Source organism: Streptomyces sp. NPDC048257, assembly GCF_043201855.1.
GTDB lineage: Bacteria > Actinomycetota > Actinomycetes > Streptomycetales > Streptomycetaceae > Streptomyces.
In genome coordinates this window covers 547,750-573,431 of sequence record NZ_JBICZI010000001.1, presented here as the reverse complement: position 1 = coordinate 573,431, position 25,682 = coordinate 547,750, and the positions used below count along the sequence as shown (strand labels likewise).

Below are 25,682 nucleotides of genomic sequence, written 5' to 3'. Positions count from 1 at the left end.
CGTCCCGGCGACGGGTCTTGTCCATGCCGACCCCACCCAGGAGCAAGCAGCTTGAACGCCACGCCCGCCCGCCGTACCGCCCCTCGCGACCAGGACACGCCCACCACGCTCCTGCTGATGCGGCACGGTGAGACGGCCCTCACGCCCGAGAAGCGCTTCTCGGGCAGTGGCGGTACCGACCCGTCGCTGTCGCCGACCGGGCGCCGGCAGGCCGGGGCCACCGCGCAGGCGCTCGCCGCGCGCGGGACGGTGGAGGCGATCGTGTCCTCCCCGCTGCGCCGCTGCCGGGAGACGGCCTCGGCGGCGGCCGAACGGCTGGGGCTCGGGATACGGATCGACGAGGAGCTGCGGGAGGCGGACTTCGGGGCCTGGGAGGGCCTGCGGTTCGCCGAGGTGCAGGAGCGCCATCCGGACGAGCTGGCGGCGTGGCTCCGATCGCCGACGGCTGCCCCGCCGGGCGGTGAGCCCTTCGAGGACGTGGCGCTACGGGTGGCACGGTCGCGGGACGGGCTCCTGGAGCGGTACACGGGCAGGACCGTGCTGGTCGTCTCCCACGTGACGCCGGTCAGACAGCTGATCCGCCTGGCCCTCGGAGCCCCGCCGGAGTCCCTGTTCCGGATGGAGACGGCGGCGGCCTCCGTCTCGGAGGTCGCGTACTCCGCGGACGGGAACGCGTCGGTGCGATCCCTCAACGACACCTCACACCTGCGGTGAGTCCGGCCGCCGGCTCCCGGCCGCGTCGTGCGCAGCGTCAGCTCGTGGTCAGTGCCTTCAGGGCGATGTTCAGCCGGAGGAGGTTGACGCGGGGCTCGCCCATGAAGCCGAGCGTACGGCCCTCGGTGTTCTGCTCCACCAGCTTCTCGACCCGCTCGACGTCGAGGCCGTTGCGCTCGGCGACCCGGTGGACCTGGAGCCGGGCGTAGGCCGGTGAGACGTCCGGGTCGAGGCCGGAGGCGGAGGAGGTGACGGCGTCGGCCGGGACCTCCTGCGGCTGCACCGTGTACGAGGCCGTGGTGTTGTCGGCGACGACCGCGGCCTTGGCGTCCTCGACCAGCCTGACCAGGTCCGGGTTGTCGGCGGCCTTGTTGGTGGCGCCGGAGAGGATCAGCGCGTACCGGGTGTTGACGCCGTTGGACCCGAGGCCGTTGGAGGGGCGGGGCTGGAACCACCTGAGGTCCGGCCGGGGCGCTTCCCCGGGGTCGGTGGAGTTCTGCTTCGGCAGGTCGTAGGTCTGGCCGATGAGGGAGGAGCCGACGAACCGGCCGCCGCCATCCTGGATCTCGGAGCCGTTCGCCCGGTCGCTGAAGGCGACCTGGGCGATGCCGGTGACGGCGAGCGGGTAGAGGACCCCGCACAGCGCCGTGAGGACGAGGAGGGCACGCAGGCCGGCGCCGAGGACGCGGGCGGTGTTGCCGACGGAAGTGTTCATCGCAGGTCAGCCGATTCCGGGGATGAGGGTGATGAGCAGGTCGATGAGCTTGATGCCGACGAACGGCGCGACGAGGCCGCCGAGTCCGTAGATCCCGATGTTGCGGCGGAGCATCCTGTCGGCGCTGGTCGGCCTGTACCGGACGCCCTTCAGGGCGAGCGGCACGAGGGCGACGATGACCAGCGCGTTGAAGATGACGGCGGAGAGGACGGCCGACTCGGGGGAGGCCAGGCCCATGATGTTGAGCTTGTCGAGGCCCGGGTAGACCACCGCGAACATGGCCGGGACGATCGCGAAGTACTTCGCGACGTCGTTGGCGATGGAGAAGGTCGTCAGGGCGCCCCGGGTGATGAGGAGCTGCTTGCCGATCTCCACGATCTCGATGAGTTTGGTGGGGTTGGAGTCCAGGTCCACCATGTTCCCGGCCTCCTTGGCGGCCGAGGTACCGGTGTTCATCGCCACGCCCACGTCCGCCTGCGCCAGGGCCGGGGCGTCGTTCGTGCCGTCGCCCGTCATCGCGACGAGCTTGCCGCCCGCCTGCTCGCGCTTGATGAGGGCCATCTTGTCCTCGGGAGTGGCCTCGGCGAGGAAGTCGTCGACGCCCGCCTCCTGCGCGATCGCCCGGGCGGTGAGCGGGTTGTCGCCCGTGATCATGATTGTCCTGATGCCCATGCGGCGCAGCTCGTCGAACCGCTCGCGCATGCCGTCCTTGACGACGTCCTTGAGGTGGATGACCCCCAGGATCCGGGCGCCCCGCGCGTCCTCCACGGCCACCAGGAGCGGGGTGCCGCCCGCTTCGGAGATGCGGCCCGCCAGGAGGTCGGCGTCGGCGGCGACCCGTCCGCCCCGCTCCGTCACCCACGCGATGACCGAACCGGCAGCCCCCTTACGGGTCTTCCTGCCGTCGACGTCGACGCCCGACATACGGGTCTGCGCCGTGAAGGCGATCCAGCTGGCCCCCACGAGTTCGCCCTGGTGGCGCTCGCGCAGCCCGTACTCCTCCTTCGCCAGGACCACGATCGAGCGGCCCTCGGGGGTCTCGTCGGCCAGCGACGACAGCTGCGCGGCGTCGGCGAGTTCGGCCTCCGTCGTGCCGTTCACCGGGACGAACTCGGCGGCCTGCCGGTTGCCGAGGGTGATGGTGCCGGTCTTGTCGAGCAGCAGGGTCGACACGTCGCCCGCCGCCTCCACCGCGCGCCCGGACACGGCCAGGACGTTGCGCTGCACGAGCCGGTCCATGCCGGCGATCCCGATGGCGGAGAGCAGGGCGCCGATGGTGGTCGGGATCAGGCAGACGAGCAGTGCGGTGAGCACGATCATCGACTGCTCGGCGCCGGCGTAGATCGCGAACGGCTGGAGCGTGACCACTGCCAGCAGGAAGACGATCGTGAGGGACGCCAGCAGGATGTTGAGGGCGATCTCGTTGGGCGTCTTCTGCCGGGCCGCGCCCTCCACGAGCGCGATCATGCGGTCGATGAACGTCTCGCCGGGCTTCGTCGTGATCTTGACGACGATCCGGTCGGAGAGGACCTTCGTACCGCCGGTGACGGCGCTGCGGTCGCCGCCGGACTCCCGGATGACGGGCGCGGACTCACCGGTGATGGCCGATTCGTCGACCGAGGCGACGCCCTCGACGACGTCACCGTCACCGGGGATGACGTCCCGGGCCTGGCAGACGACGAGGTCACCGACACGCAGCGCGGTCCCGGGCACCAGCTCCTGCGCCGATCCGTTCAGCCGACGGGCGACGGTGTCGGTCTTGGCCTTGCGCAGGGTGTCGGCCTGCGCCTTGCCGCGGCCCTCGGCCACGGCCTCGGCGAGGTTGGCGAAGATCGTGGTCAGCCACAGCCAGGCCGTGATCGCCCAGCCGAACCAGTCCGCCGGGTTCCGCAGGGCGAGCACCGAGGTGACGACGGAACCGACGAGGACGACGAACATGACCGGGGACTTGACCATGATGCGCGGGTCGAGCTTCTTCACGGCGTCCGGGAAGGACGTGAGGAGCGCCTTGGGGTCGAACAGACCCCCGCCGACGCGCCCGGCCGACTGGTGACCGGTCGGCAGGTCCTCGTGCGGGGCGTGACGGGTCGGGGTGATGGTGCTCATGAGGCGAGCCCTTCGGCGAGCGGACCCAGCGCGAGGGCGGGGAAGTAGGTGAGACCGGTGACGATGAGGATCGTGCCGACGAGCAGCCCGGTGTAGAGCGGCTTGTCCGTGCGCAGGGTGCCCGCGGTCGCGGGTACCGGCTGCTGCTCGGCGAGTGAGCCGGCCAGCGCCAGCACGAACACGATCGGCAGGAAGCGGCCGAGCAGCATGGCGATGCCGATGGTGCTGTTGAACCACGGGGTGTCGGCGTTCAGCCCCGCGAAGGCGGAGCCGTTGTTGTTGGCGCCCGAGGTGTAGGCGTAGAGGATCTCGGAGAAGCCGTGCGCCCCCGGGTTGGCCATCGAGTCGCCCGGCGTGGGCAGCGCCATCGCCACGGCGGTGAAGCAGAGCACCAGCGCCGGGGTCACCAGGATGTAGCAGGCGGCCGGCTTGATCTGCCGGGTGCCGATCTTCCTGCCCAGGTACTCGGGGGTGCGGCCGACCATGAGGCCGGCGAGGAACACCGCGATGACCGCCATGATGAGCATGCCGTAGAGGCCGGAGCCGACACCGCCGGGTGCGATCTCGCCGAGCTGCATGCCCAGCATGGTGAGTCCGCCGCCGAAGCCGGTGTAGGAGGAGTGGAAGGAGTTGACCGCGCCGGTCGAGGTCAGCGTGGTCGCGACGGCGAAGATCGAGGACCCGGCGATGCCGAAGCGGGTCTCCTTGCCCTCCATCGCCCCGCCCGCGGCTTGGAGCGCCGGGCCGTGGTGTGCGAACTCGGTCCACATCATCAGTGCGGTGAAGGCGATCCAGACGGTGGCCATCGTGGCGAGGATCGCGTAGCCCTGGCGCAGGTTGCCGACCATGCGGCCGAACGTGCGGGTGAGGGCGAACGGGATGAGCAGGATCAGGAAGATCTCGAACAGGTTCGTGAACGGGGTCGGGTTCTCGAAGGGGTGGGCCGAGTTGGCGTTGAAGTAGCCGCCGCCGTTCGTGCCGAGCTCCTTGATGACCTCCTGGGAGGCGACGGCGCCGCCGTTCCACTGCCGGCTGCCGCCCATGAACTGACCGACCTCGTGGATACCGGCGAGGTTCTGGATCGCACCGCACGCGACGAGGATCAGGGCGCCGATGACGGAGAGGGGCAGCAGGATGCGGACGGTGCCGCGCACCAGGTCCGCCCAGAAGTTGCCGAGTTCACCGGTGCCGGAGCGCGCGAAGCCCCGTACGAGGGCCACGGCGACGGCCATGCCGACGGCGGCGGAGACGAAGTTCTGGACCGCCAGGCCGCCCGTCTGCACGACGTGGCCCATGGCCTGCTCGCCGTAGTACGACTGCCAGTTGGTGTTGGCGACGAAGGAGGCGGCGGTGTTGAAGGCCTGGTCCGGGTCGATCGAGGCGAAGCCGAGCGAACCCGGCAGGCTGCCCTGCAGGCGCTGGAGGCCGTAGAGGAAGAGGACGCTCACCGCCGAGAGGGCGAGGACGCCGCGCAGGTAGGCGGGCCAGCGCATCTCGGCCGACGGGTTGGCGCCGATGGCCCGGTAGATCCACTTCTCCGGCCGGTAGTGCTTCTCGGAGGAGTAGACGCGCGCCATGTGGTCGCCCAGCGGGCGATAGGCCAGCGCGAGGGCGGCGATCAGTGCGAGGAGCTGGAGCACACCAGCGATGACGGGGCTCATGTCAGTGCTCAGAACCTCTCCGGGTAAAGGAGGGCGAGGACGAGGTATCCGAGCAGGGAAACGGCCACCGCGAGACCGACGATGTTTTCGGCGTTCACAGCGTGGCCACCCCTCGGGCGATGAGAGCCACCAGCGCGAAGACCGCGACCGTGGTGACGACGAAGGCCAGATCGGCCATCGTGAGCTCCTGGGTGAAGTGATGAGATGGGAATCGGCCGTATGGCCGAAGACGAGCAAATCGCGCGCGCGGCGGGGCGTTAAGCCGCTTTGACGGGCTCCATACGGGGGCAGCGGATCTCTTGATGCCGCCCTGACGCGCACGCGGGTCGCGGGCCGCGGGCTGCGGGGCTCGGCCGTAGCCGTGCCCGCCGCCGACGGCGCGGAGCTCGCTCTCACCGCTCCGGCCGGCAGGCGGCCTCGGCGCCGCCCGGCTCCCGGCCGGGCGCCACAGGCGCCCGTCGTACTCCGGCATGGTGGAGCCGGCTCTGAGGAGCGCGGCCGGTCAGCTCGGCCGGCGGGCGTTGAGGCGCGCGGCCCGGCGCGTCAGGTGGTCGCGTTCGGCGAGGTTCGGGGCCCGCCGGGCCGCCTCGGCGTACAGCCGTGCCGCCGTCTCCACGTCGCCGTCGCGCTCGTGGAGGTACGCGGCCACCGCGGCGTGGCGGGGCAGCGAGTCGTCCAGCTTCGCGAGCTCCGCCAGCCCGGCGCGCGGCCCGTCGGCCTCGCCGACGGCCACCGCGCGGTTGAGCCGGACGACCGGGCTGTCGGTCAGGCGCGCGAGCTCGTCGTACCACTCGACGATCTGCACCCAGTCGGTCTGCGCGGCGGTGGGCGCGTCGGCGTGCAGTGCCGCGATGGCGGCCTGCGCCTGGAACTCGCCCAGCCGGTCCCGGGAGAGCGCCGCCTGCAGGATCCCGATACCCTCGGCGATCGCCGCCGTGTCCCACCGGCCGCGGTCCTGCTCGGCCAGCGGCACCAGGCTGCCGTCGGGCCCGGTCCGGCCGGCGCGCCGGGCATGGTGGAGCAGCATGAGGGCGAGCAGCCCCGCCACCTCCGGGTGGTCGATCGCAGCCGCCAGCTGCCGGGTGAGCCGGATGGCCTCGGCGGCGAGGTCGACGTCGCCCGAGTAGCCCTCGTTGAAGACCAGGTAGAGCACCCGCAGCACGGTGGCGACATCGCCCGGCTGGTCGAGCCGCACGCCGGAGACGGTGCGCTTCGCCCGGCTGATGCGCTGTGCCATGGTCGCCTCGGGCACCAGGTACGCCTGGGCGATCTGGCGGGTGGTGAGCCCGCCCACGGCGCGCAGCGTGAGCGCGACCGCGGACGACGGGGTCAGCGACGGGTGGGAGCACAGGAAGTACAGCTGGAGCGTGTCGTCCGCCGCGGGCGCGGGCCCGGGCGGCGGTTCCTCCTCGACGAGGTCCTCACGCCGGCGGCGGGCGGCATCCGAGCGGGTCGCGTCGAGGAACCGGCGCCAGGCCACGGTGACCAGCCAGCCCTTCGCATCCCGCGGGGGGTCGGCCGGCCAGGTGCGGACCGCCTCGATCAGAGCCTCCTGGACGGCGTCCTCGGCCGCCGCGAAGTCTGCCCCGCGGCGGACGAGGATCCCGAGCACGCTCGGTGTGAGGCTCCGGAGCAGGACCTCGTCCATCGGCGAGGTCACTCCGTGATGGTGGGGTGGCAGCCCAGGAACGGGCGCAGCTCGAGCCACTCGTGGATCGGCTTCCCGCCCGCCCCCGGGGCGGCCGACAGCTCCCCGGCCAGCTCGACGGCACGCTCGTGGCTGTCGACGTCGATCACCATCCAGCCGGCGATCAGGTCCTTGGTCTCGGCGAACGGGCCGTCGGTGACCGGCGGGCGGCCCTCGCCGTCGTACCGCACGAACGTCCCCTCGGGGGCGAGAGCCTGGCTCTCCACGAACTCGCCGGTCTGCTCCAGCCGGGCCGCGAAGTCGTTCATGTACTGCACGTGGGCCGAGATCTCCTCCGGCGTCCACTTCTCCATCGGCACGTCGTTGACGGAGGCCGGGGCGCCGCGGTAGTGCTTCAGCATCAGGTACTTGGCCATGGCGGTACTCCTCGGTGCGGGTGCGACCCATTGTGGCCGCCTTCACCCCGGGGACGGAGCCGGCCACGGGTTCTCGACATCATCTCCGAAGTCTTTTTTGACCCGGGTGTCCGGGCCGCAAGACGCCTCCTAGCTGCCGACGTCCCGGCTGCGGAAGTCCGCCAGGGTCTCGCGCCGCACGAGCAGGCGGGACCGGCCGCCGGCGACCGCGACGACCGGCGGACGGCCGACCAGGTTGTACCCGGAGGCCATCGACAGCTGGTACGCGCCCGCCACCGGGACGGCAAGCAGATCGCCGGGGTGGACGTCCCCGGGCAGCGCCACGTCGGCGGCCAGGATGTCCCCCGCCTCGCAGTGCCTGCCGACCACCGTCGCGACGCACGGCTCCGTGTATGCGTTGCCGGCTGCGGCGTCAGGAGGGCATCAGTGCAGCGGCCGCCGGTCCACCGCCGGCCGCTGCCGCTCAGAACCGGCGCGCGCGGTGGCGGGCGCGGTGGGGGCCGCCGCGGTGGACCAGCAGCAGGGCCAGCACCATGGGTGCGATCAGCAGGGCCATCGTCGTCATGGGAGTGCTCCTCTCCTCGTGATCCGTTACCCCTACGCGTGTGGCCGCCGGGGGGTGTCCGAAACGCCAGACCCCCCGAATGCGCGCGGAATCAGCCCATCCGGATTTTCGCGTCCCGAAGGGTTCCACGGGCGCTTCCCGGATCCCCGCCGAGGTGGGACGGCCGCCGGCCCCCGGGGGTGGCACGGGCGGAGCGCCCGGCTTAGGCCACGCGCCCCCGCGCGCCTCCCGCGGTGACGTTCCCGCACAGCGGTAGCTGGGCAGCCGCTTGATGCTGATCGTCCGTCACATGAGGGGAACCCGATGACCAAGGTCCTGGTGCTGCACAGCGTGTGCCTCGTGAGGTCCGCCCTGGCCGCGCTGCTGAGATCCGAAGGCGACTTCGAGGTCACCTCCTCCGGCTGGCGGGCCGCGGCGCGCCAGGCGGAGTTCTTACGACCCGACGTGGCCGTCGTGGACCTCGACTGTCCGGGGGTATCGGCCGCCCTCCTCGCGGACGCGGGCGCCGCCGGCCTGCTGCCGCAGTCGCCCGCGCCCCTGCTCGTACTCGCCCGGGCCGAGACGCCGGGCTCGCTGAGGCGCGCCTTCCGGACCCAGGCGCTGGGCTACGTCGACAAGGACGGCTCTCCCGCCCGGCTGGTCCGGGCCATCGCCAAGGTCGCCGCGGGGGAGCGCGTCATCGACGCCACGCTCGCCTCGGCTTTCATGGAGGCCGATCCCATGCCGCTCAGCCCGCGCGAGCTGAGCGTTCTGGCCCGGGCCGCCGAGGGCGACTCGATCGCGGAGATCGCCCGCGCCCTGCACCTGGCCAGCGGAACCGTACGCAACTACATGGCCGCCGTGACACGGAAGACCGGTGCCCGCAATCGGATAGACGCCATCCGGATATCCCGGCGGGCCGGCTGGGTCTGAGCCGTCACGGCCGTCAGGGCCGCCCGAGCCGCCTGAGCCGCCCGGGTCGTCCGAGGCGCCCGAGCCGTCGGCCCGCCTCCCTCCCGCCCCGCGTCATCCGCGCTCGTTCCACAGACCCACCAGATCCCGGTACAGGGGCGACCTGGCCGGGAGCTCCGCATGCGTGCCGCACACCGCCCGGGTCCCGTCGAGTACGAGGACCCGGTCGGCCCTGGCGGCGGAGGAGATGCGGTGGGCGACCACGACCAGGGTCCCGGGGCGCTCGGCGAGCGCCCGCTCGGCGCGTTCCTCGGTCCGGGGGTCGAGGTGGCAGGTGGCCTCGTCCAGCAGCAACAGGGGGGCGGGGGAGAGGTAGGCGGCGGTGAGGGCGAGGTGCTGCCGCTCGCCGGGGGAGAGCCGGCCCGGGTCGACGGCCGCGTCCAGCCCGCCGAGCCGGGCCACGAGTCCGTCCGCGCCGAGGACGGCCGCGGCCCGCTCCACCTCGTCCCGGGGCACCGGGCCGGGGCACAGGTGGGTGAGGTTCTCGCGGACGGTGCCCGTGAAGACGTACGCCTGCTGGGGCAGCAGCGTCCGGCGGACGTCGGGGCCGTGTGCCGGGACGCCCTCGGCGGGGGCGCCGGCCACCCGTACGGTGCCCCCGCCGGGCGGGAGCAGGCCGGCGATCAGCGCGGTGAGGGTGGACTTGCCGATGCCGCTCGGTCCTACCACGGCCAGGTGTTCGCCCGGCCCGACCACCAGGTCGAGGCCGTCGATCACCGGGTGCGCGCGGGGACCGTAGGCGAAGCGGACCCGGCGGAGCTCCAGGGCGGGCGCGGGCGCGGCGGTGGCCGCGGGCGGGGCAGCCTGCACGGGTACCCGGGTGCCCGTCCCCGGTGGAGCCGGGTCCGGATCGCAGAACCGGTCCAGCACCACCAGCAGCCGGGTACCCGCCGCGCCCACGGCCGTCATCAGCGCGTCCAGGGCGGGGAGCAGCGACTGCACGAGGTAGGTGAGGGCCCCGGCCACCGCCCCCGCGCTCACCCCGCGCCCGAGCAGCCACGGCGTACCGGCCAGCAGCACGACGACCGGCAGCCGGCCCGCGACGCCCAGGGCCAGCGTGCGCAGGGCGGTCCACCGCGCGAGGCGCCCGGCCAGCCGCTCCTGCTCGGCGATCAGCAACTCCGCCGGGGCTCCGGCGCTCGCTCCGCCCCCGCACGCCACGACGTCGCGCAGCCCCGCCGCCAGCGCGCCGGCGCGCGCGGCCAGCGCCTCGTCGGCGTCGAGCGCCGCACGCTGCACGAGCGCCATCGGGTGCAGCGTGGCCAGGAAGCCGGCCGCACCCAGCAGCAGCGCGGGCAGGACGAGGACCAGCAGCACGGGGTCCAGCGCGGCCAGTCCCAGCAGTGCGCCCAGGGCGGTGAAGACGAACGACCGGGCGATCAGGACCAGTCCGGCGAAGGAGTCCCGGGCCATCTCGGTCTGCTGCGTGAGCCGGGAGACCGCACCCGTGTCACCGGCCCGCCCCGGATCGGCGACGGCCCGCCCGATCGCCTGGCGTACGGAGCGCCGCACCAGACCGTCCCGCAGCGGTTCCACCAGGTCCGCGAGCCCGCCGAAGACCCCGCGCAGGGCCAGGGCGCCGAGCAGGGCGCCCGCGCCGGCCACGCCAAGCCAGCCGATGCCGGTGCCGGTACGGCCGGCGAGAAAGCCGTCGTCGAGGGCGCGGGCCACCGCGTAGCCGCCGAGGAAGGTGTGCGCGGACTCCAGCAGGGACCAGAGCGCGAGCCGGCGTAGCGACCGGGGCCGGCCGCGCAGGAAGCGGCGGCCCTCGCGGGACACCCGGCGCCAGGTGCCGTGTCCGCCGTGCCCGTCGTGCCCGCTCATCGGACCGCCTTCCGGCCGGGCGTCATACCCGGGCCCGGGCCCGGGCCTTCGGCCGGTGTCGGCGCGGTCTCCGCGGCCGTCGTCGCCGTCGCCGTCGTCGTCGTCGCCGTCGGCCCCGCGCCCGGCTCCGCCCCGTCGGCGAACACCGCCCGGTAGCCGGGGTCCCGCCACAGCTCCGCGTGCGTACCGGTCGCCCGCACCCGTCCCGCGTCGAGCCATACGACGAGGTCGGCGCGGGCGGCCGACGAGATGCGGTGGGCGACGACGAGACGGGTGCCCGGCCGGACGTCGCGTGCCAGGGCCCGCTCCACCTCGCGAGCGGTGACGGTGTCCAGGCTCGAGGTCGCGTCGTCCAGGACGAGCAGCCGCCCCGCGCGGCAGAACGCCCGTGCCAGGCCCAGGCGTTGCAGCTCCCCGCCGGACATCGGCGCGTCCGTGAGCGCCGTGTCGTACCCCTCGGGCAGCCGGCGGACGAAGGCGTCGGCCCCGGCTGCCCGCGCGGCGGCACGCACCGTCTCCGGGTCCGCCGCCGGCCCGCCGCCGAAGGCGATGGCGTCCGCGACGCGCTCCCCGAAGAGGGCCGGACGTTCGAAGGCGTGGCCGACCTCACGGCGCAGCTCCTCGGCCGACACTTCTTCCAGCGGCACGCCGTCGAGCAGGACCCGGCCCTCGTCGCACGCGGTGAGCCGCCCCGCCACGGCGGCCAGCGTCGTCTTGCCGGAGCCCGAACGGCCGACGACGGCGGCGGTCGTCCCGCCGGGGATCCGCAGGTCCACATCGCGCAGTACGACGGCGCCCGCACGTACGACCCGTACGCCGCGCAGCTCCAGCGTGCCCGGCCCGGCCTCGGGGAACCGGCGTGCACCCTGCGGGAGTTCGGGCAGGTCGAAGAGGGCCGCCGTGCGGCGGGCGGCGGCCCAGCCGCGCACCACGGCCGCCAGCCGCCCCGTCACGGCGCCGACCCCGGCCGCGAGACCCGCGTAGCGAACCGCGGCGAGGAGCCCTCCGACGCCGAGGGCCCCGTCAGCGAGGCGGACCCCGCCGACGCCGAGGACGACGTAGAGCAACAGGGGCATGAGGGCGCCGGTACGCGCCATGGTCGCGCCGTAGATCCGCCACGTCCGCCGTCCCTCGGTGCCGAGCTCCGGCAATCGGGCCAGCACGCGTGCCTGTTCGCGCTCGGCGGTGCCGGCGGCGGCGATGGTACGGGCGCCCGCGAGCGCCTCCACGAGGCGGCCTGCCATGGCGAGCTGCACCTCCTGGTAGCGGCTCACGCTGGCCCCCGATTCGCGGGCGAACGCCCTCAACAGCAGGGCGAGCAGCGGCAGTCCGGCGAGGAAGGCCAGCGCGGTCCACACGTCGACCAGGATCAGCGCCACGAGTCCGCCGAGCGGGGGAAGCAGTGCCACGGCCGCGCTCACGACGGCCGCCGGTACGGCGCCGGCGGCGGTGGCCTGCGCGGTCAGCCGCGCGGAGAGCTCACCGGGGGAGTGCCGGGCCGCGTGGTGCGGCGCGGTGCGCAGCAGACGGCCGAGTCCCAGACGCCGCAGCCACGCGGTGGAACGCGCGTCGACGCCGCCGGTGAGCCGGGCCGTCGCCGCGTCGAGGAGCACCTCGGCGGCGATCACCGCCGCGCACCACGCGGTCCACCGCGCGCCGGCGGGATCCTGCCGCAGCAGCAGGTCGAGGGTGTGGCCGAGCACCGCCGGTTCGGCCAGGGCCGCGCCGGCGGCTGCCACCGAGCAGGCGGACACGGCGGTGAGACGGCCGGCGCTGTGTCGCGCGGCCGCCCGCAGGGCCCGGTCGGCGCCGCGCGCGGCCGCCGCCTCGCGGGTGGGATCGGGCGCAGTCATGGGCGGCGGCTCCAGGGGTGTGGTGCGGGCCCGGGCGGTGAACCGCCCGGGCCCGGAAGGACCTGATCCCTGATCAGTTACAGGTCGTGATGCTCAGGCTGCTGTCGCCGCAGAGGAGCAGGCTGGCGCGGCTGCCGCCACCGCCACCGCCACCGTGCGCGGCCTCGCTGGTCTCTTCCTTCGGGGTTTCCATCGACTGCAGGTCGAGAAGCGTCATATCCGATTCCTCTTCACTGTGGTGTTCCGATGGGTCACGGCCCCCACGAGGGGGACCGGCTCTGGGGCCGCCGCGGCCGACCGCGGCGGAGGGAGGAACGGCAGGTGCGCGCGCCCACCGGGCGCGGCGCTGCCGAGGGCGAGGAGCGCGCCGGCCGTGCCCGTGGACAGGTCCATGGACAGGCGCATCATCTGCTCGCCGGGGAAGGCCAGGAAGCCTCGGTACGGGACCGCGTGCCGGGCCAGGGCTTCCACCTGCCGGGCGATGTCCCCGGGCGCGGAGCCCGGGCCCGGCGTCGTGGTCCGCGCCAGGTGGAGGATCATTCCGGCGGCGCCGCGGAACAGGCCGGGCTGCGCGTAGAAGGTCGCCTGGGCGGCGCGGACGATCTCCGGCCGGGCCCGTTCGAAGCGGTCGTCCCGCGCGTGCTCCAGCCAGTCGTCCAGCACCATGCCGATCCCGACGCTGCCGCCCCCGAGGTAGGGCATCGTGCGCCACCCCTCGTCGACCTGCAGGGTGCCGAAGGCACTGGTCACGCAGCGGTCGAGATCGCGGTGCAGGGCCCGGCCGGCCCGGAGCAGCGACTCCGGGTCGCCGGTGCGTTCGTGGAGCCGTAGGTGGAGCAGCGCGGGGCCGCTGTGGCCGTGGAGCAGACCGGCCCGCTTCGGTCCGGTGGCGCTCGCGGTCCCGCCCCCGGGTCCGGTCTCGCAGAGGAGGTCGGCGCAGCGCAGGGCCGCGGCGTGCAGGGCGCCCTCGCCGGTGGCCGAGCCCAGGGAGTCCAGGGCGAGCCCGATACCGGCGAGGCCACTGTGCAGGTCGGGTCCGGCCGACTGCCAGGGCTGCTCCAGCAGTTGCTCGGCGAGGGCGAGCGCGCGGTCGCGGTGGCCGAGCCGTTCCAGGGTCCATGCGAGACCGGCGAGACCGTCGTAGAAGCCCAGCGGCATGCCGGAGGCCGGCTCCTTCGTCCGGGCCAGCAGCCATTCCTCGGCCTCGGGCCACGGGTCGGCGCCGGTCTCGGCGAGCGCGTACAGCACGCCGGCCGCTCCGTAGCCGAAGCCGATGCCGCCGCCGGCGGTCGCGAACTGGGCCGTGTCCCCGGGGAAGAGGCGGTCCTCGCGGTCGAAGGTGGCACTCGCCCGCAGCGCGGCCGTCATCGAGTCGCGGGCCGCCCCCCAGTCGCCGGGCTCCACCGGCAGGTAGGGGTGGCGGGGCCGCTCGGGGACGACCGTGGTCCCGGAGAGGATCTCGCGCACCGCCTCGTCGAGGAACTCACGGGGTACCGGAAACTGCTCGGCGGCGATGTCGGCCAGGTGTGCCGCCTTGGCCCGGTCCAGCACCAGCAGGCTGGTCAGCGGCAGGAACAGGGTCAGGCGCAGACAGGCCAGGGCGTACCGGTCGACGGCGAAACCGCGCCGGTCGGCCGGGGCGACGAACGCCGGGTTGGCGACGGTCTGGCGCAGCCCCTCGTCTACGTGGGCGGCCGCCTCGAAGTCGAGGAGGGCGACCGACATCCCACCGGTCGCCTCGTCCTCCGCGACCATGATGTTGAACAGGTGCAGGTCGTTGAAGACGATGCCGCGGGCGTGCACCGCCTCCACGGCTTCCGTCACCCGCCGGTGGACCTCCAGCGCCCACCGGGTGTACTGCGCGAGTTCCGCGGGATCCGGGTCCGCCTCGATCAGCGGGTGCCGCCGGGCGAAGTAGGTGTTGAGGGGCTTGCCCTCCAGGTGCTGCATCACCAGGAAGTGGTGGTCCCCGACGGTGAAGGTGCCGTGGACCGCGGGTACGCAGTCCAGCCCGGCCAGCTGCTCCAGGGCCCTGCGCTCGCGGTGCAGCCGGGTCACGGCGTCCGCCCCGTCGGCCGCGAGCCCCGCGAAGGGACGCGCCTCCTTGAGGACGACCGCCTCGCCGCTGCGGACGTCACGGCCGGCGTAGACACCGCCCCCGTTGGAGAAGTGCAGGGCTCGTTCGACCGTGTACGGGAGCCCCTCGAGCGTGACGGCGGCCCGTCGGGCCAGATGGGGCGCCAGGAACGCGGGCAGCTCGACCCACTCGGGCGGCTGGAACACCGGACCCCGCGGATCCGGAACGAGCTCGCCGTCCGGGGCCTCGATCGCCGGAACGAGCTCGCCGCGCTCGTCGTAGCAGTGCCGCAGGGTGAAACTGCCGTAACGCAGGTGTACGGGACCGTCGTTCCAGCGCAGGTCACTGAGGATGTACGGGCCGGGCTCGCCGGCCAGTAACGCGTCGAGCTGCTCGGCGATGCGCCTGCACTGCTCCTCGTCCGCCGGGTACACGGTGAGGAACTTGCCGCTGGCCGCGCGGTCGGCGTACTTCGCGTTGCGCAGGTGCAGCAGGTACCGGCTCGGCACGAACTTGAACGCGATCCGGCGCTCCACGCAGTAGCGGTGGACCCGTTCGAGGACGGACTCGGCGTTGTCCAGGCACGCCGAGACGTGGATCTTCCAGCCCTGGGAGGGAAGGTGGGCGTCGACGGGCCGCAGCGCCAGCCAGTCCCCGCTGCGGTGTGTCTGCCACCCCGCCGGTACGGGGGCGAGCGCGGCCGGGTAGTTCTGCTCGGCGCGCCGGTACGGCGCGTCGTAGAACCAGCGGTCGGCGTCGCAGAAGGCGGCGTAACCCTTGTTCACACCTGCTCCCTCGGTCGGTGACGTCCCCACGCTGTCACGGGGATCGAGGGCCGCGACAGTCACGGCTGTCACCGATGGGGTGTGCAGTACGCATGAGTCACCGGGCGCCGGAACAGGCAGGCCGGCAGGGGCGAGCGGCGGGGCCCGTCGCGGGGCGAGCGGTCAGTCCTTGCTCGCAGGCTGCCAGCTCAGGCCCCAGCCGTACTCGAGGTCCGCCGCCTGTTGCTTGAGGATGCCGGGCGGCAGCAGGAGGTACTTCGCCTCGCGCCGGACGATCAGCTCCCCGCCCACGTTCTCGATCAGTGCGATCGCGGCCACCGGCGAGGGAACGGTGCACTCGTCCAGGCGCACCTCGATCGGCGGTCCGGCGGGCGGGTACAGCGTGGCGACACCCTGCAGCCCGGCGAAGCTGGTGGCCCCGGTGTAGATGACCACGAACACCAGGAGGCGCTTGATCTCGGCCGCGTGATCAAGATTGATCACGAGGTTCTCGCCGGCCTCGCTCCCACCGGTCCGGTCGTCGTGGTCCAGCTGGACGTACGGCGGATGGGCGAACGAGCCGAACTGGTTGTTGATGGGGTGGACGATCCCCATCGTTCCGTTCTGCAGCTCCCACAGGCAGGAGAGGTCCAGGTCGACGTCCTCCAGCCGGACGGCGTCGCGGCCCTTCCTCATCCAGCCGCGCGGCGGCGTCGCGGCGCTCCAGGTGAGGTTGACGCGCAGGCCGCCGGAGGTGGCTCCCTGCTTGGTCAGCGACACCACGGGCGCCGCCTTCGTCAACGTGATCTTCGACAGCCGTACCGGCTGGGTGGGTGCGGGCGCGGGCGCGGGAGGCGCGGGCGGGGTCGCGGCCTGCACCGGCACCGGCACCGGGGATGGAGGTGGGGGCGGAGGCGGGGCGGGGTCGTCGACGGTGATCCCGAAATCGGTGGCGAGCCCGGCCAGACCGGAGTCGTATCCCTGTCCCACCGCCCGGAACTTCCACGCGCCGCCCCGCCGGTACAGCTCCCCGAGCACGAGCGCGGTCTCCGATGTGGCGTCGGTGGCGTCGAACCTCGCCGTCTCGGCTCCGCTCTCCGCGTCCAGCACGCGCACGAACAGGCCCGGCACCTGCCCGAACGTGCCGTCGGTGGACGCCGCGACCACCACGGTCGCTATCTCCTGCTCCACGGCGGACAGCGTCACCGAGATGGTCTCGAGCACGCCCGTGCCGCCGTCCTGGCGCCGCCCCTCGTGCCGCACGGCGCCACTGCCGTGAACCGGCTGGTTGTAGAAGACGAAGTCGTCGTCCGACCGCACCTTGCCGGCTGCCGTCAGGAGCAGGGCCGACACGTCCACATCAGGCGCTCCGGGACCGCCGCGCCAGCCAAGCTCCACCCGAACCCTGGTACTCGGCACCGGTACGTTGGCGCCCTTCCGCAAGGACATGTGGGTCCCCCTTCCGAAACGACTCCCACTCCCGCAGCGTACGAGGCTTCGGCGTGATCTCCTCCCCGAAGATGCCGATTGCTGCCGTTCCGGGGGAGGTTGCGGGATCCCGGTCGTCCAGTGAGGAGCGACCCGTGACAGCCCTCGGGTCAGGACTCGCGGTCCATGACGCGACGTGCCGCCTCGGCCTCCGCCGCGGGCGGGGACAGCTCGTCGAGGGTGTCGAGCTCGTCGTCGGACGCCAGCTCCTGCTCCCACGCGGACGCGAGTCGTTCCTGGTCCTCGCGCGGCCTGCCGGTGACGGCCTCCCGCTGGTGGGGTTCCAGAGCCGCCAGGAAACGCCCGACCGGATCCGTCGGCATGCCGTACTCCTTGTCGCCGTGGGGAGCGGCAGCGGCGATCGCGATGCCGTGCCCGGCTCAGGATGGCGAACCCGGCCGACCCCGGCGGCCCGACACGACGGACCGGCACCCGAATGCCCGAGGCCGAGGAAGTGACGGCCCGCGGCCTCGGGCCCGGGCCCCGCCCTCCACCCCCGTTCCGGCCCGTTGCTCAGGCGCGGGCGAGGACCGCCACGGCGTTGTGGCCGCCGAATCCGAAGGAGTTGCTGAGGGCGACGGACGACGGGTGGCTCCGGGCCGTCCCGCCGACGATGTCGATGTCCATACCGGTGTCGGTCTCGCGCAGTCCGGCGGTCGGCGGCACGGTGCTCTCGGCCAGGGCCAGGACGGTCAGCGCCGCCTCGATGACCCCCGCCGCCGCGAGCGTGTGGCCGAGGCTGCCCTTGGCCGAGGTCACGGGCGGCCGGTGCGGGAGGACGCGCCGCAGGACGGCCGCCTCGATGTCGTCGTTCTGCCGGGTCCCCGTGCCGTGCGCGTTGACGTGGTCGACGTCCCCGGGGGCGACGTCCGCGTCCGCGAGCGCGGCGCGGACGGCCTGTTCGGCGCCGCGTCCCTGCGGGTGCGGAGCCACCAGGTGGTGGGCGTCGGTGGAGGCCGCGTAGCCGATGAGGCGGGCGAGGGGCCGGGCCGTGCGGGCCGCGGCGTGGCCGGGGCGTTCCAGAACCATCGCGCCCGCGCCCTCGGCGATGACGAATCCGTCCCGCGCCGCGTCGAAGGGCCGCGATCCCGTGCCCGACAGGGCGCCCAGCTGGGCGAATCCGATCACGTTCAGCCGGGTCACGCCCGCCTCCGCACCGCAGACGAGCGCGATGTCGCACTGTCCGGTCGCGAGCAGGTCCCGGGCGAGGCCGAGGGCCGTGGTGCCCGAGGCGCAGGCCGTGGACGTGGACAGGGCCGGGCCGGTCACCCCGAACCACAGGGCGATGTTGGCGCACACCATGTTGCCGAGGTAGCCGGGGAGGAAGTACGGCGAGACGAACTCCGGCCCGTGCTCGGCCAGTCGGGCCAGCGCGGTCTCCTGTGTCCGCGCCCCGCCGAAGCCGGCGCCGGTGACCACGGCCACCCGGCTGCCGTCCCACTCCCGCGGATCGAGTCCGGCCTGGTCGAGCGCCTGCGCGACGGCGGCCAGACCGAAGCGGGAGACCGGATCCAGCCGGGCCGCGCCGCGCCGGCGCAGGACCGGGTGGTCCAGCTCCGGGACGCGGCAGCTCAGCGAGACGGGCAGACCGTCCAGTGCGGGGTCGGGGGCGGCGGTGGAGCGGCCGGCCCGGACGGCCGACCAGGTGCTGTCCCGGTCGCACCCGGCCGCCGTGACCAGGCCGAGCCCGGTCACGACGGCCTCGGGGCGCCGGGTCAACGGTCCGTCCGCCGCGCCTCGACGGACCCGGCGAACTCGGCGAGGGTCGCCTCGCGCAGCTCCTCCTCCTCGACCTTGACGCCCAGCACCTCGTGAACGGCGATGGCCATCTCGACGACCATGAGGGAATCGGTCAGCAGGGCGCGCATCGGCGCGTTCGCCCGTACCTCGTCGGAGGGGACTTCGAACCTCTCGACGAGCAGTTCACTGATCACGTCGAGGACGGATTCCGGCGCGGAAGTGGTCACAGAGGGCTCTCATTTGCGGTATCGAGGCCATTGCAGCATGGTGTCGCAACGACCGGCGGCCAAGGGGGAGTCGCGGTGGCGATTCCCTGACGTGGGCGTTCTCGTGCTCAAATAACTATCACGGCAGGGTATTTACTCAAAACCCGTCCCCAAAGGGCTTCCTGATGATTCGAAATATGAGAGTGGGGATCATTTGTGTCGGAAAGCATGACTGATGTGATCGAGGTGCTGGGTGCGGCCGGCGCCGAGCTCAGGCACGCGAAGCGACTGCTCGGGGACGCCGGCGAGACCGCCTGGGGCCAGCTCCTCGACTGGCTGGTCGACGACTGGTTCCGGCTGGACGTCCTGGGCCTGGAGAACATTCCGGCCGACGGTCCGGCGGTCGTCGTCGCCAATCACTCGGGCGCCTGGGGCCTCGACGCCTTCGTCCTCCAGAGGGTATTCGCCCGCAGTCTCCACCGCCCCCTGCGCGTCCCTGCGGCCCCCCTGGTATTCCGGGTCCCGGTGATCGGTTCGTACGCCCGGAAGAACGGCGCCATTCCGCTCGACCCGCTGCTGGGACTGGAACACCTGAACGCCGGGGAACTCGTCGGAGTGTTTCCGGAGGGAATCTCCGGGCTCGAGAAACCCTTTCACAAGCGATACCGGCTGCGTCCCTTCAGCCCCGGATTCGCCATCACCGCCGTCCGGGCCGGCGCCCCGGTCGTGCCCGTGTCCGTCATCGGCGCCGAGGAGGCCTGCCCCCGGATGGGGGAGATCCCGGCTCTGGCCCGCCTCTTCGGCCTCCCCTACTTCCCGATCACCCCGCTCTTCCCACTGCCCTCGAAGTGGCGCGTCACCGTCGGAGAGCCGATCCCCGCGCCGTCCCGTCCCGAGTCCTATGCCGAACGCTCCGCCGCGGCCCGGCGGTTGTGCGCCGGCACCCAGGCCGCGGTGCAGGCCCTGGTGGACCGGGAACGGCGCGAGCGGGACAGCCCGTTCTGGTAGCGCGACGGCGGTGACCGGACCCGGAACCGGGCAGGCGGTTCAGCCGCCCTCGGTCACCGCCCGCACCTCGGGCCAGACCAGGGTGGTCGAGCCCCAGGCCAGCCCGGCCCCGTACGCGGTGAGCGCCACCCGCTGCCCGGGCACCAGGGTCCCGGCGGCGGCCGCCTGGGCCAGCAGGACGGGGACCGAGGCGGCCGCCGCGTTCCCGTACGCCGCGATGTGCGACAGCACCTGCCCGGGCGCCAGTCCCAACTCGTCGGTGATGCCGTCCAGGATGCGCTGGTTCGCCTGGTGGGCGACCACCACGTCCAGCTCGCCCAGCGACCACCCCGCCCGGTCGAGGGCCCGCGTCAGCGAATCGCACATCCCGACGACCGCCTGCTTGCGCACGGCCGGCCCGTCCATCCGGAAGTACGGCGACGGCTCCTCCCCGTCCGGCTCCGCAAGCATCCGCTTCCGGGCCCGCGCGCCGCCGCCGGGGACCTCCAGGAGGTCGGCCTGCGCGCCGTCGCTGCCCAGGTCGAACGGCCCGAACGCGCCGGGTGCGCCACGGGCGCCCGCAGCGCCGGCCCGTAGGAGCACCGCGCCCGCCCCGTCGCCGAAGATGGCCGACATCAGCCAGTCCTGCGGATCGAGGAAGGCGCTGAACACGTCCGAGGCGACCACCAGCACGCTGTCGAAGGTCCCGCCGGCGATCATCGAGGAGGCCACCCCCAGGGCGTACAGGAACCCGCTGCAGCCCGCGGCCAGGTCGAACGCCGGTACGGTGCCCAGCCCCAGCCGCGCCGCGACCTCCGGGGCCCCGGCCGGAAGCAGCCGGTCCGGGGAGATCGTCGCCAGGACGACCGCGTCGGCCCGGGACGCCCCGGCGGCCGTCAGGGCGTGCCGGCCCGCCCGTACCGCCAGGTCGACGGTGGCCTCGCCGTCGGCGACGCGCCGGCTGGCCACCCCGATGCGCTCGCGGATCCACTCGTCGCCCAGCGGTCGCCGCCCGCACAGCTCGGCGTTGGTCACGGCGCGCGGCGGCACGTACGCGCCGAGGCCGGCCAGGACCGATGTACGCAGGGGGCCTTCCACTACAACCACCTCAGTCCGCCAGCCGCTCGGCGGCCCGGCGGACGCCGTCGGCGGCCCTCGCGCACCGTTCGGCGTGCCCGAGCAGGACCATGCGGAACCGCTCGCCCGCCTCGTCCTTGTTCCAGCCGCTGTTGCCGGCACAGGCCGCGAGGCTCTCCGCGTGCCGCTCCAGCCGGTCGGCGCTGGCGTGCGCCAAGGCCCCGTACGAGGCCGGCGCGTACCCGTGCGCCGAGACCGGCACGGCCGTCGCCGTGCCCACGGTCACCCGCCCGTCGCCCGGCAGGTCCTGCGCGTCCTGGAGCGCCACGAGCAGCGTCCGCGGATCCAGCGCGTCCGGCAGCCGGTCCGCGGTGAACCCCGGGGCGATCAGCACCGGACGGACCCGCGCCGTGACGAGCCGTACGACCGCTTCGGCGACCAGCGCCGCGAACCGCGCCGCCGCGCACCCGGCCGGGGCCCCGCACAGCGCGACGGGGGCCGGATCCGGGTCCGGGCCGTCCGCGCCGTCCCCTGCGCGCACCCAGCCGGGCGCCCGCAGGATCTCGGTCCCCGTCCCGATCGCCAGGTCCTCCCACACGAACGGCGCCCGCACCCGGTACACGGCGGCGGCCACCGGCGGATAGCGCCGCAGGGCCTCGCCGACGGCGTCCCGCGGGGACACGGCCGCGCCCGCGGCGAGCAGCGCCAGCGCCTGGAGCGCGGTCCCGGCCGCGGCCTCGGATACCAGCGCGAGGGTGTGCGCGAGGGCCGGGGCCGCGGCGTCCGGATCGGCGCCACGAGCCGTCAGCCGCCCGGTCAGGGAAGCGGGATCCGGGTCGGTCAGGTGCAACTCCAGCCGGCGGCGCAGGGCCGCGGACCCGGCCGCGTACGACCGGTCGCCCGCGGCCGCCGTCGCCACCGCGACCACCTCGCTCAGCAGGGTGTCCTCGACGGCCCCGGCGCCCGCCACCACGCGCCGGCTCAGCCGCAGCATGCCGCGGTACCAGGCGTGCCAGTCCAGCGTGCCGTCACCGCGGCGCGCCGCGATCGCCGCGTCCACGTCATCGGCCAGCAGGGCGTCGTCCAGGGCCTCCAGAGGCTCCGGAGCCTCCGGGCCCAGCGGTGCATGGGGCGACAGGCCGTACCGCTCCCCGCCCGCCGTGAGCCCGTACGCGGGGCCCAGGACCCCCGCCTCCCCGGCCCGGGTGAGCAGCCTTTCGGTGTCGCCGGTGGTCAGGGGCACCAGGAAGGAGCCGTACGGGGTGCGCAGGCTGACCGGGCGCCCGGAGCGGGTGCGGCGCAGGTGCGCGAACAACCGCCGCGTCAGCCCGTCCCGGGTCAGCGCGTCCAGTCCGAGCGCGCGGGCCGGGGCGTCCGTCCACGGCAGGCGCTGGGCGACCATGGCCGCGCTGAGCACGGCGTTCTCCAAGGGCCAGGCCGTCGCGGGACGTCGCGCCGCCGTGGCCGGGCTGTCGGCAGTGGTCATCGGTCGGTCTCCCTCGTGGTCACTTGTCGCGGAGCATGTACGGCTGGTTGCCGACGACTTCACCGTCGTAGGCGCTGATCAGCTTGTTGACCTGCTCCCGGTAGTGCGTCAGCTCCCCGCGCAGGGTGTCGGAGTACGCCTGCGGGGCGTGCGACAGCGGGTAGTCGTACGACTCGTCCAGCCAGGCCAGTTCGACCCAGCTCCCGGGGATGTCGTTGGGCGAGGCGGGTCCGCGCCCGTCCAGCATCGGGATCACGTCGTGCTTGTTGACGAGGCTGATCACCTGCGTGGTGTGGTCGGCGGGCCGCTTGCCGTCGATGGGGGAGCCCAGCGTGATCACGTGGGTGACCCGGTAGGTGGACGACACCTCGACGTCGGTCGCGAGGTTCATCGCGGTGAGCCCGCCCAGGCTGTGCCCGACGATCATGAGCTCCGAGCCGGCCGGGACCCCGGCGCGCAGCAGCAGCTTCTTCGCGGCGCGCGTGTACGTGGTGTCCGTGCGCAGCATCCCGTCGAAGGCGCCGACCAGGTCCTGCGGGGTGCTGTTGCTCAGCAGGCCGAAGCTCGTTCCCGGCAGCAGCAGGACGTGCCGGACGGCGCCGTCGGCGCACGCGACGCGGCGCAGCAGCACCAGGCCGTGGTTGCCGAGGGCGCCGATGTCGTTGACGTAGCTGACGATGTCGTTGCGGGAGGTGGCGAGGACCTTGGCCAGGATCGGGTCCGGCTCGGTGCGTTCGGCGCGGCCCGGCCCGGGGTTGAGGAACCCCAGCACGGAACTCGGCAGGCCGAGGAAGGGGTCGGTGGTCGGCACGCCTCCGGCGAGCGTCACCCAGGAGAAGTCGTCGTTGACCGGGTTCTCGTCGAGCAGTCCGAGCAGGGCCAGCAGCTCCATGACCACGGGGCTGATCGTGGTGAGGGCGCGGGTCACGCCGAGCAGCTCGATCAGCGCGCGCATCGCCCGTAGCGCCTCCAGCCGGTTCCCGGCCACCATCGCGTCGGTGACGCGCCGGGCCGGCGGCGAGTCCAGGTTCGGGTGCTCGACGGCGGCCGCCCTGATCCGCAGGGCGAAGGCGTCCACGGCCATCGCCACCTTGGCGGGGCGCCGGTAGGCGATGCTCCCGGCCATCCGGGCGAGTTCACCGATCAGGCCGCCGTTGGCGCCGAACCCGAGCCCGGACGGGCTGGTGAGTGCCTGGGCGCAGGCCACCGCCGTGCCGAGCGCCCAGCCGGGGCGGCGCAGGGCCTCCAGCGCGAGCCGCCGGCTGAACAGGGCTCCGGTGAGTTCGGCGCCCGACTGCTTGGCCGTCAGGGCCGCGTCCGCGAGCAGGACGGACGCGGCGATGAGGAGCTCGGCGTCGGTCCGCTCCGGTGCCGGGGCGGCTGCCGCGGGGACGCGGGCCGCCGGGACCGGGACGGCCGTGGGGGCCGGCTCTCCGCCGGCGGCATCCGCGCCCTCCCGCAGGGGGAGACGCTCATCCGTTTTCTCGACCACCCGAGGCGCCACTTGCCGTACCTCTCATCCCTGCGCACCGGCCTTGCGGCCGCGCCGCCCGTACCCGCTGTGTGCGGTGGAATGGTGGCACCCCATGTGATCGTTTCCGCCCGCTCCGGAGGTCGTCCGCGGGCGGTGAACACCTCGGGGAGCAGCGCCGACCGCCTGCCGGAGGCCCTCGCGGGCCCGGATCCAGGGGGCGGCCGCCGGTCCGTGCGCGGCCGGCGCACCCGACGGGATTCGACTCGCCCACAAGGGTGATCACAGGACTTCGGTGTTGACCGAGGCGTGGTGGTCGCCCTACGGCGTGGACGTCCAGCCCCGTACGTGGAGCCGTTCGAATCCGTCCAGAAGGAGGTCCAGAGCGAACTCGAACTCGAACTGGTCGTCGCAGCCCTGGCCGACGACGGACCGCCGGTCGTGGGCCACCGCGCGGGCCAGTTCGGTGACGTGGGGGTAGCGCCGCGCCATCGCCTCGTACGCGGCCGCCTGCGTCCGGTCGTCCTGCGGTGCGGTGCTCGCCGGGTCGTCGAACAGCTCCTCGGTGAAGCCCAGGGCCCGGCTGCCGAGCGCGTGCATCACGTGGTGGGTGAGGTCGAGCGAGAAGCCGCCGGCCCGGAACATGCCGATCACGGAGTCCAGGTACGTGAGCACGGCGGGCGTAGGGCTGGTGCGCGACCGGATGACCTGGGCCGCCCAGGTGTGCGCCAGGAGCGCGCCGCGCGCGCCGAGGATCCGCCCGCGGATTGCGCTCTTCCAGTCGGATCCGGGGGCTTGGCCCTCGATCTCCGCGACGACGACTTCGACCATGCCGTCGAGGAGCTCCTCCTTGTTGGCCACGTGCTTGTAGAGCGCCATCGGAACGACGCCCAGCTCCTGGGCGAGGCGGCGCATGCTCAGCGCCTCGATCCCGGCGCCGTCGGCGAAGGCGACGGCGGCGCGCAGCACACGGTCCCGGCTCAGGGGGGTCCGGCGTGACTCCTGCGGCTGCTCGGGCATGTGGGCTTCTCCCTCGGTGCGTTGGCTGCGGTCGGTGCGTTCCGGTCGGGCGTCCTGCCTTGACGAGTGTACGACGTACACCTAGGGTGGGCGCCATCCGTCAGGTGTACGCCGTACACCTCCAGAGGGGGTCTGTTCCGCATGAGCTCAACCAGGAGAACCGCGATCGTCGCGGGTGTGCTGTTCCTCGTGACCGAGGTCGCCGCGATCGGCGGGCTCGCGCTCTACCGCCCCGTTCTGCACGACCTCGGCTACGTCGTCGGTCCCGGCGACGACAGCCGGGTGTTCCTGGGCGCGTTGTGCGAGTTCGTGCTCGCGCTGGCGGTCACGGGCACGGGGGCCGCGTTGTACCCGGTCCTGCGGAGGCGGAACGAGGGGGCGGCCGTCGGCTACGTCTGCGGGCGCCTGCTGGAGGCCGCGGTCATCGTCGTCGGCATCATCAGCGTGCTGTCCGTCGTGACGCTCAGGCAGCAGGCCGAGGGCGCGACGGTCGCCGACGACGCTACGCCGGCGACGGTCGCCAGGGCCCTGGTGGCGTTCCACGACTGGACGTTCCTGTTCGGGCCGAACTTCGTCCTCGGGGCCAACACCCTGGTGCTGGCCGGCCTCATGTACACCTCGCGGCTCGTGCCGCGGTTCATCGCCGTGCTGGGGCTGGCCGGCGGGGCGCTGATCTGCGCCTCGGCGACCGCCGTGCTGTTCGGGGTCTACGAGCAGGTCTCGGTGGCGGGAGCGCTGGCGGCCCTTCCCGTCTTCGCCTGGGAGGTGACGCTGGCCGTCCGGCTGCTCGGCAGGGGCTTGGGGGGGGGGGGCCCCCGGGCGAGCCCCCGCCGGGGTGGGGGCCCCCCCCCACACCACACGGTGTACGGACCACCGGGGGCGCGCCCGCCGAAAGCCACCGCCCCGGGGCCCC

The 25,682-nt window shown here is 73.8% G+C and carries 21 protein-coding genes and 2 pseudogenes; 4 read left to right on the top strand and 19 right to left on the bottom strand.

Annotation, left to right across the window (positions count from 1 at the left end):
* Positions 1–39: 39 nt before the first annotated feature.
* Positions 40–714: pseudogene (locus tag ACGFZK_RS02760) on the top strand (histidine phosphatase family protein); the annotation flags it as partial.
* Between the two features lie 37 nt (positions 715–751).
* Here ACGFZK_RS02760 and ACGFZK_RS02755 read toward each other — a convergent pair.
* From ACGFZK_RS02755 to ACGFZK_RS02725, 7 genes and pseudogenes are all read right to left on the bottom strand, one after another.
* Positions 752–1,429 (bottom strand): potassium-transporting ATPase subunit C, encoded by a 678-nt coding sequence (locus ACGFZK_RS02755; RefSeq protein WP_393847009.1) that lies wholly within the window; start codon positions 1,427–1,429, stop codon positions 752–754.
* Between the two features lie 6 nt (positions 1,430–1,435).
* Entirely contained in the window at positions 1,436–3,535 is a 2,100-nt protein-coding gene (gene kdpB / locus ACGFZK_RS02750) for a potassium-transporting ATPase subunit KdpB (protein WP_393847008.1), read from the bottom strand.
* Positions 3,532–5,196 (bottom strand): potassium-transporting ATPase subunit KdpA, encoded by a 1,665-nt coding sequence (gene kdpA, locus ACGFZK_RS02745; protein ID WP_393847007.1) that lies wholly within the window; start codon positions 5,194–5,196, stop codon positions 3,532–3,534. The genes kdpB and kdpA overlap by 4 nt, the downstream gene beginning before the upstream one ends.
* Positions 5,197–5,204: 8 nt before the next feature.
* Positions 5,205–5,294, bottom strand: coding sequence for a K(+)-transporting ATPase subunit F (kdpF, locus tag ACGFZK_RS02740; protein ID WP_393847006.1), 90 nt, complete (start codon positions 5,292–5,294; stop codon positions 5,205–5,207).
* Positions 5,295–5,698: 404 nt separating this feature from the next.
* Positions 5,699–6,844, bottom strand: a complete 1,146-nt coding sequence (locus tag ACGFZK_RS02735) for an RNA polymerase sigma factor (protein ID WP_393847262.1) — start codon at positions 6,842–6,844, stop codon at positions 5,699–5,701.
* A gap of 8 nt (positions 6,845–6,852) precedes the next feature.
* Positions 6,853–7,260, bottom strand: a complete 408-nt coding sequence (locus ACGFZK_RS02730; protein ID WP_393847005.1) for a YciI family protein — start codon at positions 7,258–7,260, stop codon at positions 6,853–6,855.
* Positions 7,261–7,389: 129 nt separating this feature from the next.
* A pseudogene (locus ACGFZK_RS02725) lies at positions 7,390–7,647 on the bottom strand (diaminopimelate decarboxylase); the annotation flags it as partial.
* A gap of 481 nt (positions 7,648–8,128) precedes the next feature.
* Here ACGFZK_RS02725 and ACGFZK_RS02720 point away from each other — a divergent pair.
* Positions 8,129–8,737: a response regulator transcription factor gene (locus ACGFZK_RS02720; RefSeq protein WP_393847004.1), complete on the top strand. Its 609-nt coding sequence runs from the start codon at positions 8,129–8,131 to the stop codon at positions 8,735–8,737.
* Between the two features lie 93 nt (positions 8,738–8,830).
* On the opposite strand, the gene ACGFZK_RS02715 is transcribed toward ACGFZK_RS02720, so the two are convergent.
* From ACGFZK_RS02715 to ACGFZK_RS02680, 8 genes are all read right to left on the bottom strand, one after another.
* Positions 8,831–10,600: an ATP-binding cassette domain-containing protein gene (locus ACGFZK_RS02715; protein WP_393847003.1), complete on the bottom strand. Its 1,770-nt coding sequence runs from the start codon at positions 10,598–10,600 to the stop codon at positions 8,831–8,833.
* A complete protein-coding gene (locus ACGFZK_RS02710; protein ID WP_393847002.1) occupies positions 10,597–12,453 on the bottom strand; it encodes an ATP-binding cassette domain-containing protein in 1,857 nt (618 codons plus the stop codon). The genes ACGFZK_RS02715 and ACGFZK_RS02710 overlap by 4 nt, the downstream gene beginning before the upstream one ends.
* 73 nt (positions 12,454–12,526) lie before the next feature.
* On the bottom strand, positions 12,527–12,670 hold the full coding sequence (locus ACGFZK_RS02705) for a SapB/AmfS family lanthipeptide (protein ID WP_375931643.1): 144 nt from the start codon (positions 12,668–12,670) through the stop codon (positions 12,527–12,529).
* Positions 12,667–15,315, bottom strand: coding sequence for a class III lanthionine synthetase LanKC (gene lanKC, locus ACGFZK_RS02700; RefSeq protein WP_393847001.1), 2,649 nt, complete (start codon positions 15,313–15,315; stop codon positions 12,667–12,669). Before lanKC ends, ACGFZK_RS02705 begins: the two co-directional genes overlap by 4 nt.
* A 162-nt stretch (positions 15,316–15,477) precedes the next feature.
* Entirely contained in the window at positions 15,478–16,743 is a 1,266-nt protein-coding gene (locus ACGFZK_RS02695; protein ID WP_393847000.1) for a TerD family protein, read from the bottom strand.
* A 149-nt stretch (positions 16,744–16,892) separates the two neighbouring features.
* A complete protein-coding gene (locus ACGFZK_RS02690) occupies positions 16,893–17,105 on the bottom strand; it encodes a hypothetical protein (protein WP_393846999.1) in 213 nt (70 codons plus the stop codon).
* A gap of 190 nt (positions 17,106–17,295) precedes the next feature.
* Positions 17,296–18,501, bottom strand: a complete 1,206-nt coding sequence (locus ACGFZK_RS02685) for a beta-ketoacyl-[acyl-carrier-protein] synthase family protein (RefSeq protein ID WP_393846998.1) — start codon at positions 18,499–18,501, stop codon at positions 17,296–17,298.
* The gene (locus ACGFZK_RS02680; RefSeq protein ID WP_393846997.1) at positions 18,498–18,749 is read right to left on the bottom strand and encodes an acyl carrier protein; all 252 of its coding nucleotides are present in this window, start codon (positions 18,747–18,749) and stop codon (positions 18,498–18,500) included. The genes ACGFZK_RS02685 and ACGFZK_RS02680 overlap by 4 nt, the downstream gene beginning before the upstream one ends.
* A 207-nt stretch (positions 18,750–18,956) precedes the next feature.
* Here ACGFZK_RS02680 and ACGFZK_RS02675 point away from each other — a divergent pair, with 207 nt between their 5' ends.
* Entirely contained in the window at positions 18,957–19,736 is a 780-nt protein-coding gene (locus tag ACGFZK_RS02675) for a lysophospholipid acyltransferase family protein (RefSeq protein WP_393846996.1), read from the top strand.
* Between the two features lie 39 nt (positions 19,737–19,775).
* Here the strand turns inward: ACGFZK_RS02675 and ACGFZK_RS02670 are convergent, their stop codons facing one another.
* The 4 genes from ACGFZK_RS02670 to ACGFZK_RS02655 form a co-directional block, all read right to left on the bottom strand.
* Complete coding sequence (locus ACGFZK_RS02670; protein ID WP_393846995.1) at positions 19,776–20,813, bottom strand: beta-ketoacyl-ACP synthase 3; 1,038 nt, start codon at positions 20,811–20,813, stop codon at positions 19,776–19,778.
* A gap of 10 nt (positions 20,814–20,823) precedes the next feature.
* Entirely contained in the window at positions 20,824–22,278 is a 1,455-nt protein-coding gene (locus tag ACGFZK_RS02665) for a hypothetical protein (RefSeq protein ID WP_393846994.1), read from the bottom strand.
* 19 nt (positions 22,279–22,297) lie between these two features.
* Positions 22,298–23,770 (bottom strand): hypothetical protein, encoded by a 1,473-nt coding sequence (locus ACGFZK_RS02660; RefSeq protein ID WP_393846993.1) that lies wholly within the window; start codon positions 23,768–23,770, stop codon positions 22,298–22,300.
* A 300-nt stretch (positions 23,771–24,070) separates the two neighbouring features.
* The gene (locus ACGFZK_RS02655; RefSeq protein WP_393846992.1) at positions 24,071–24,769 is read right to left on the bottom strand and encodes a TetR/AcrR family transcriptional regulator C-terminal domain-containing protein; all 699 of its coding nucleotides are present in this window, start codon (positions 24,767–24,769) and stop codon (positions 24,071–24,073) included.
* A gap of 141 nt (positions 24,770–24,910) precedes the next feature.
* Here ACGFZK_RS02655 and ACGFZK_RS02650 point away from each other — a divergent pair.
* The coding region (locus tag ACGFZK_RS02650; protein WP_393846991.1) for a DUF4386 domain-containing protein at positions 24,911–25,682 on the top strand (772 nt) is incomplete at its 3' end.

Bases quoted from the DNA above. Each gene is read 5' to 3' on its own strand.
- ACGFZK_RS02755 (WP_393847009.1), bottom strand. From the start codon at position 1,429: ATGAACACTTCCGTCGGCAACACCGCCCGCGTCCTCGGCGCCGGCCTG.
- kdpB (WP_393847008.1), bottom strand. From the start codon at position 3,535: ATGAGCACCATCACCCCGACCCGTCACGCCCCGCACGAGGACCTGCCG.
- kdpA (WP_393847007.1), bottom strand. From the start codon at position 5,196: ATGAGCCCCGTCATCGCTGGTGTGCTCCAGCTCCTCGCACTGATCGCC.
- ACGFZK_RS02735 (WP_393847262.1), bottom strand. From the start codon at position 6,844: ATGGACGAGGTCCTGCTCCGGAGCCTCACACCGAGCGTGCTCGGGATC.
- ACGFZK_RS02730 (WP_393847005.1), bottom strand. From the start codon at position 7,260: ATGGCCAAGTACCTGATGCTGAAGCACTACCGCGGCGCCCCGGCCTCC.
- ACGFZK_RS02720 (WP_393847004.1), top strand. From the start codon at position 8,129: ATGACCAAGGTCCTGGTGCTGCACAGCGTGTGCCTCGTGAGGTCCGCC.
- ACGFZK_RS02715 (WP_393847003.1), bottom strand. From the start codon at position 10,600: ATGAGCGGGCACGACGGGCACGGCGGACACGGCACCTGGCGCCGGGTG.
- ACGFZK_RS02710 (WP_393847002.1), bottom strand. From the start codon at position 12,453: ATGACTGCGCCCGATCCCACCCGCGAGGCGGCGGCCGCGCGCGGCGCC.
- ACGFZK_RS02705 (WP_375931643.1), bottom strand. From the start codon at position 12,670: ATGACGCTTCTCGACCTGCAGTCGATGGAAACCCCGAAGGAAGAGACC.
- ACGFZK_RS02695 (WP_393847000.1), bottom strand. From the start codon at position 16,743: ATGTCCTTGCGGAAGGGCGCCAACGTACCGGTGCCGAGTACCAGGGTT.
- ACGFZK_RS02690 (WP_393846999.1), bottom strand. From the start codon at position 17,105: ATGCCGACGGATCCGGTCGGGCGTTTCCTGGCGGCTCTGGAACCCCAC.
- ACGFZK_RS02675 (WP_393846996.1), top strand. From the start codon at position 18,957: ATGACTGATGTGATCGAGGTGCTGGGTGCGGCCGGCGCCGAGCTCAGG.
- ACGFZK_RS02665 (WP_393846994.1), bottom strand. From the start codon at position 22,278: ATGACCACTGCCGACAGCCCGGCCACGGCGGCGCGACGTCCCGCGACG.
- ACGFZK_RS02655 (WP_393846992.1), bottom strand. From the start codon at position 24,769: ATGCCCGAGCAGCCGCAGGAGTCACGCCGGACCCCCCTGAGCCGGGAC.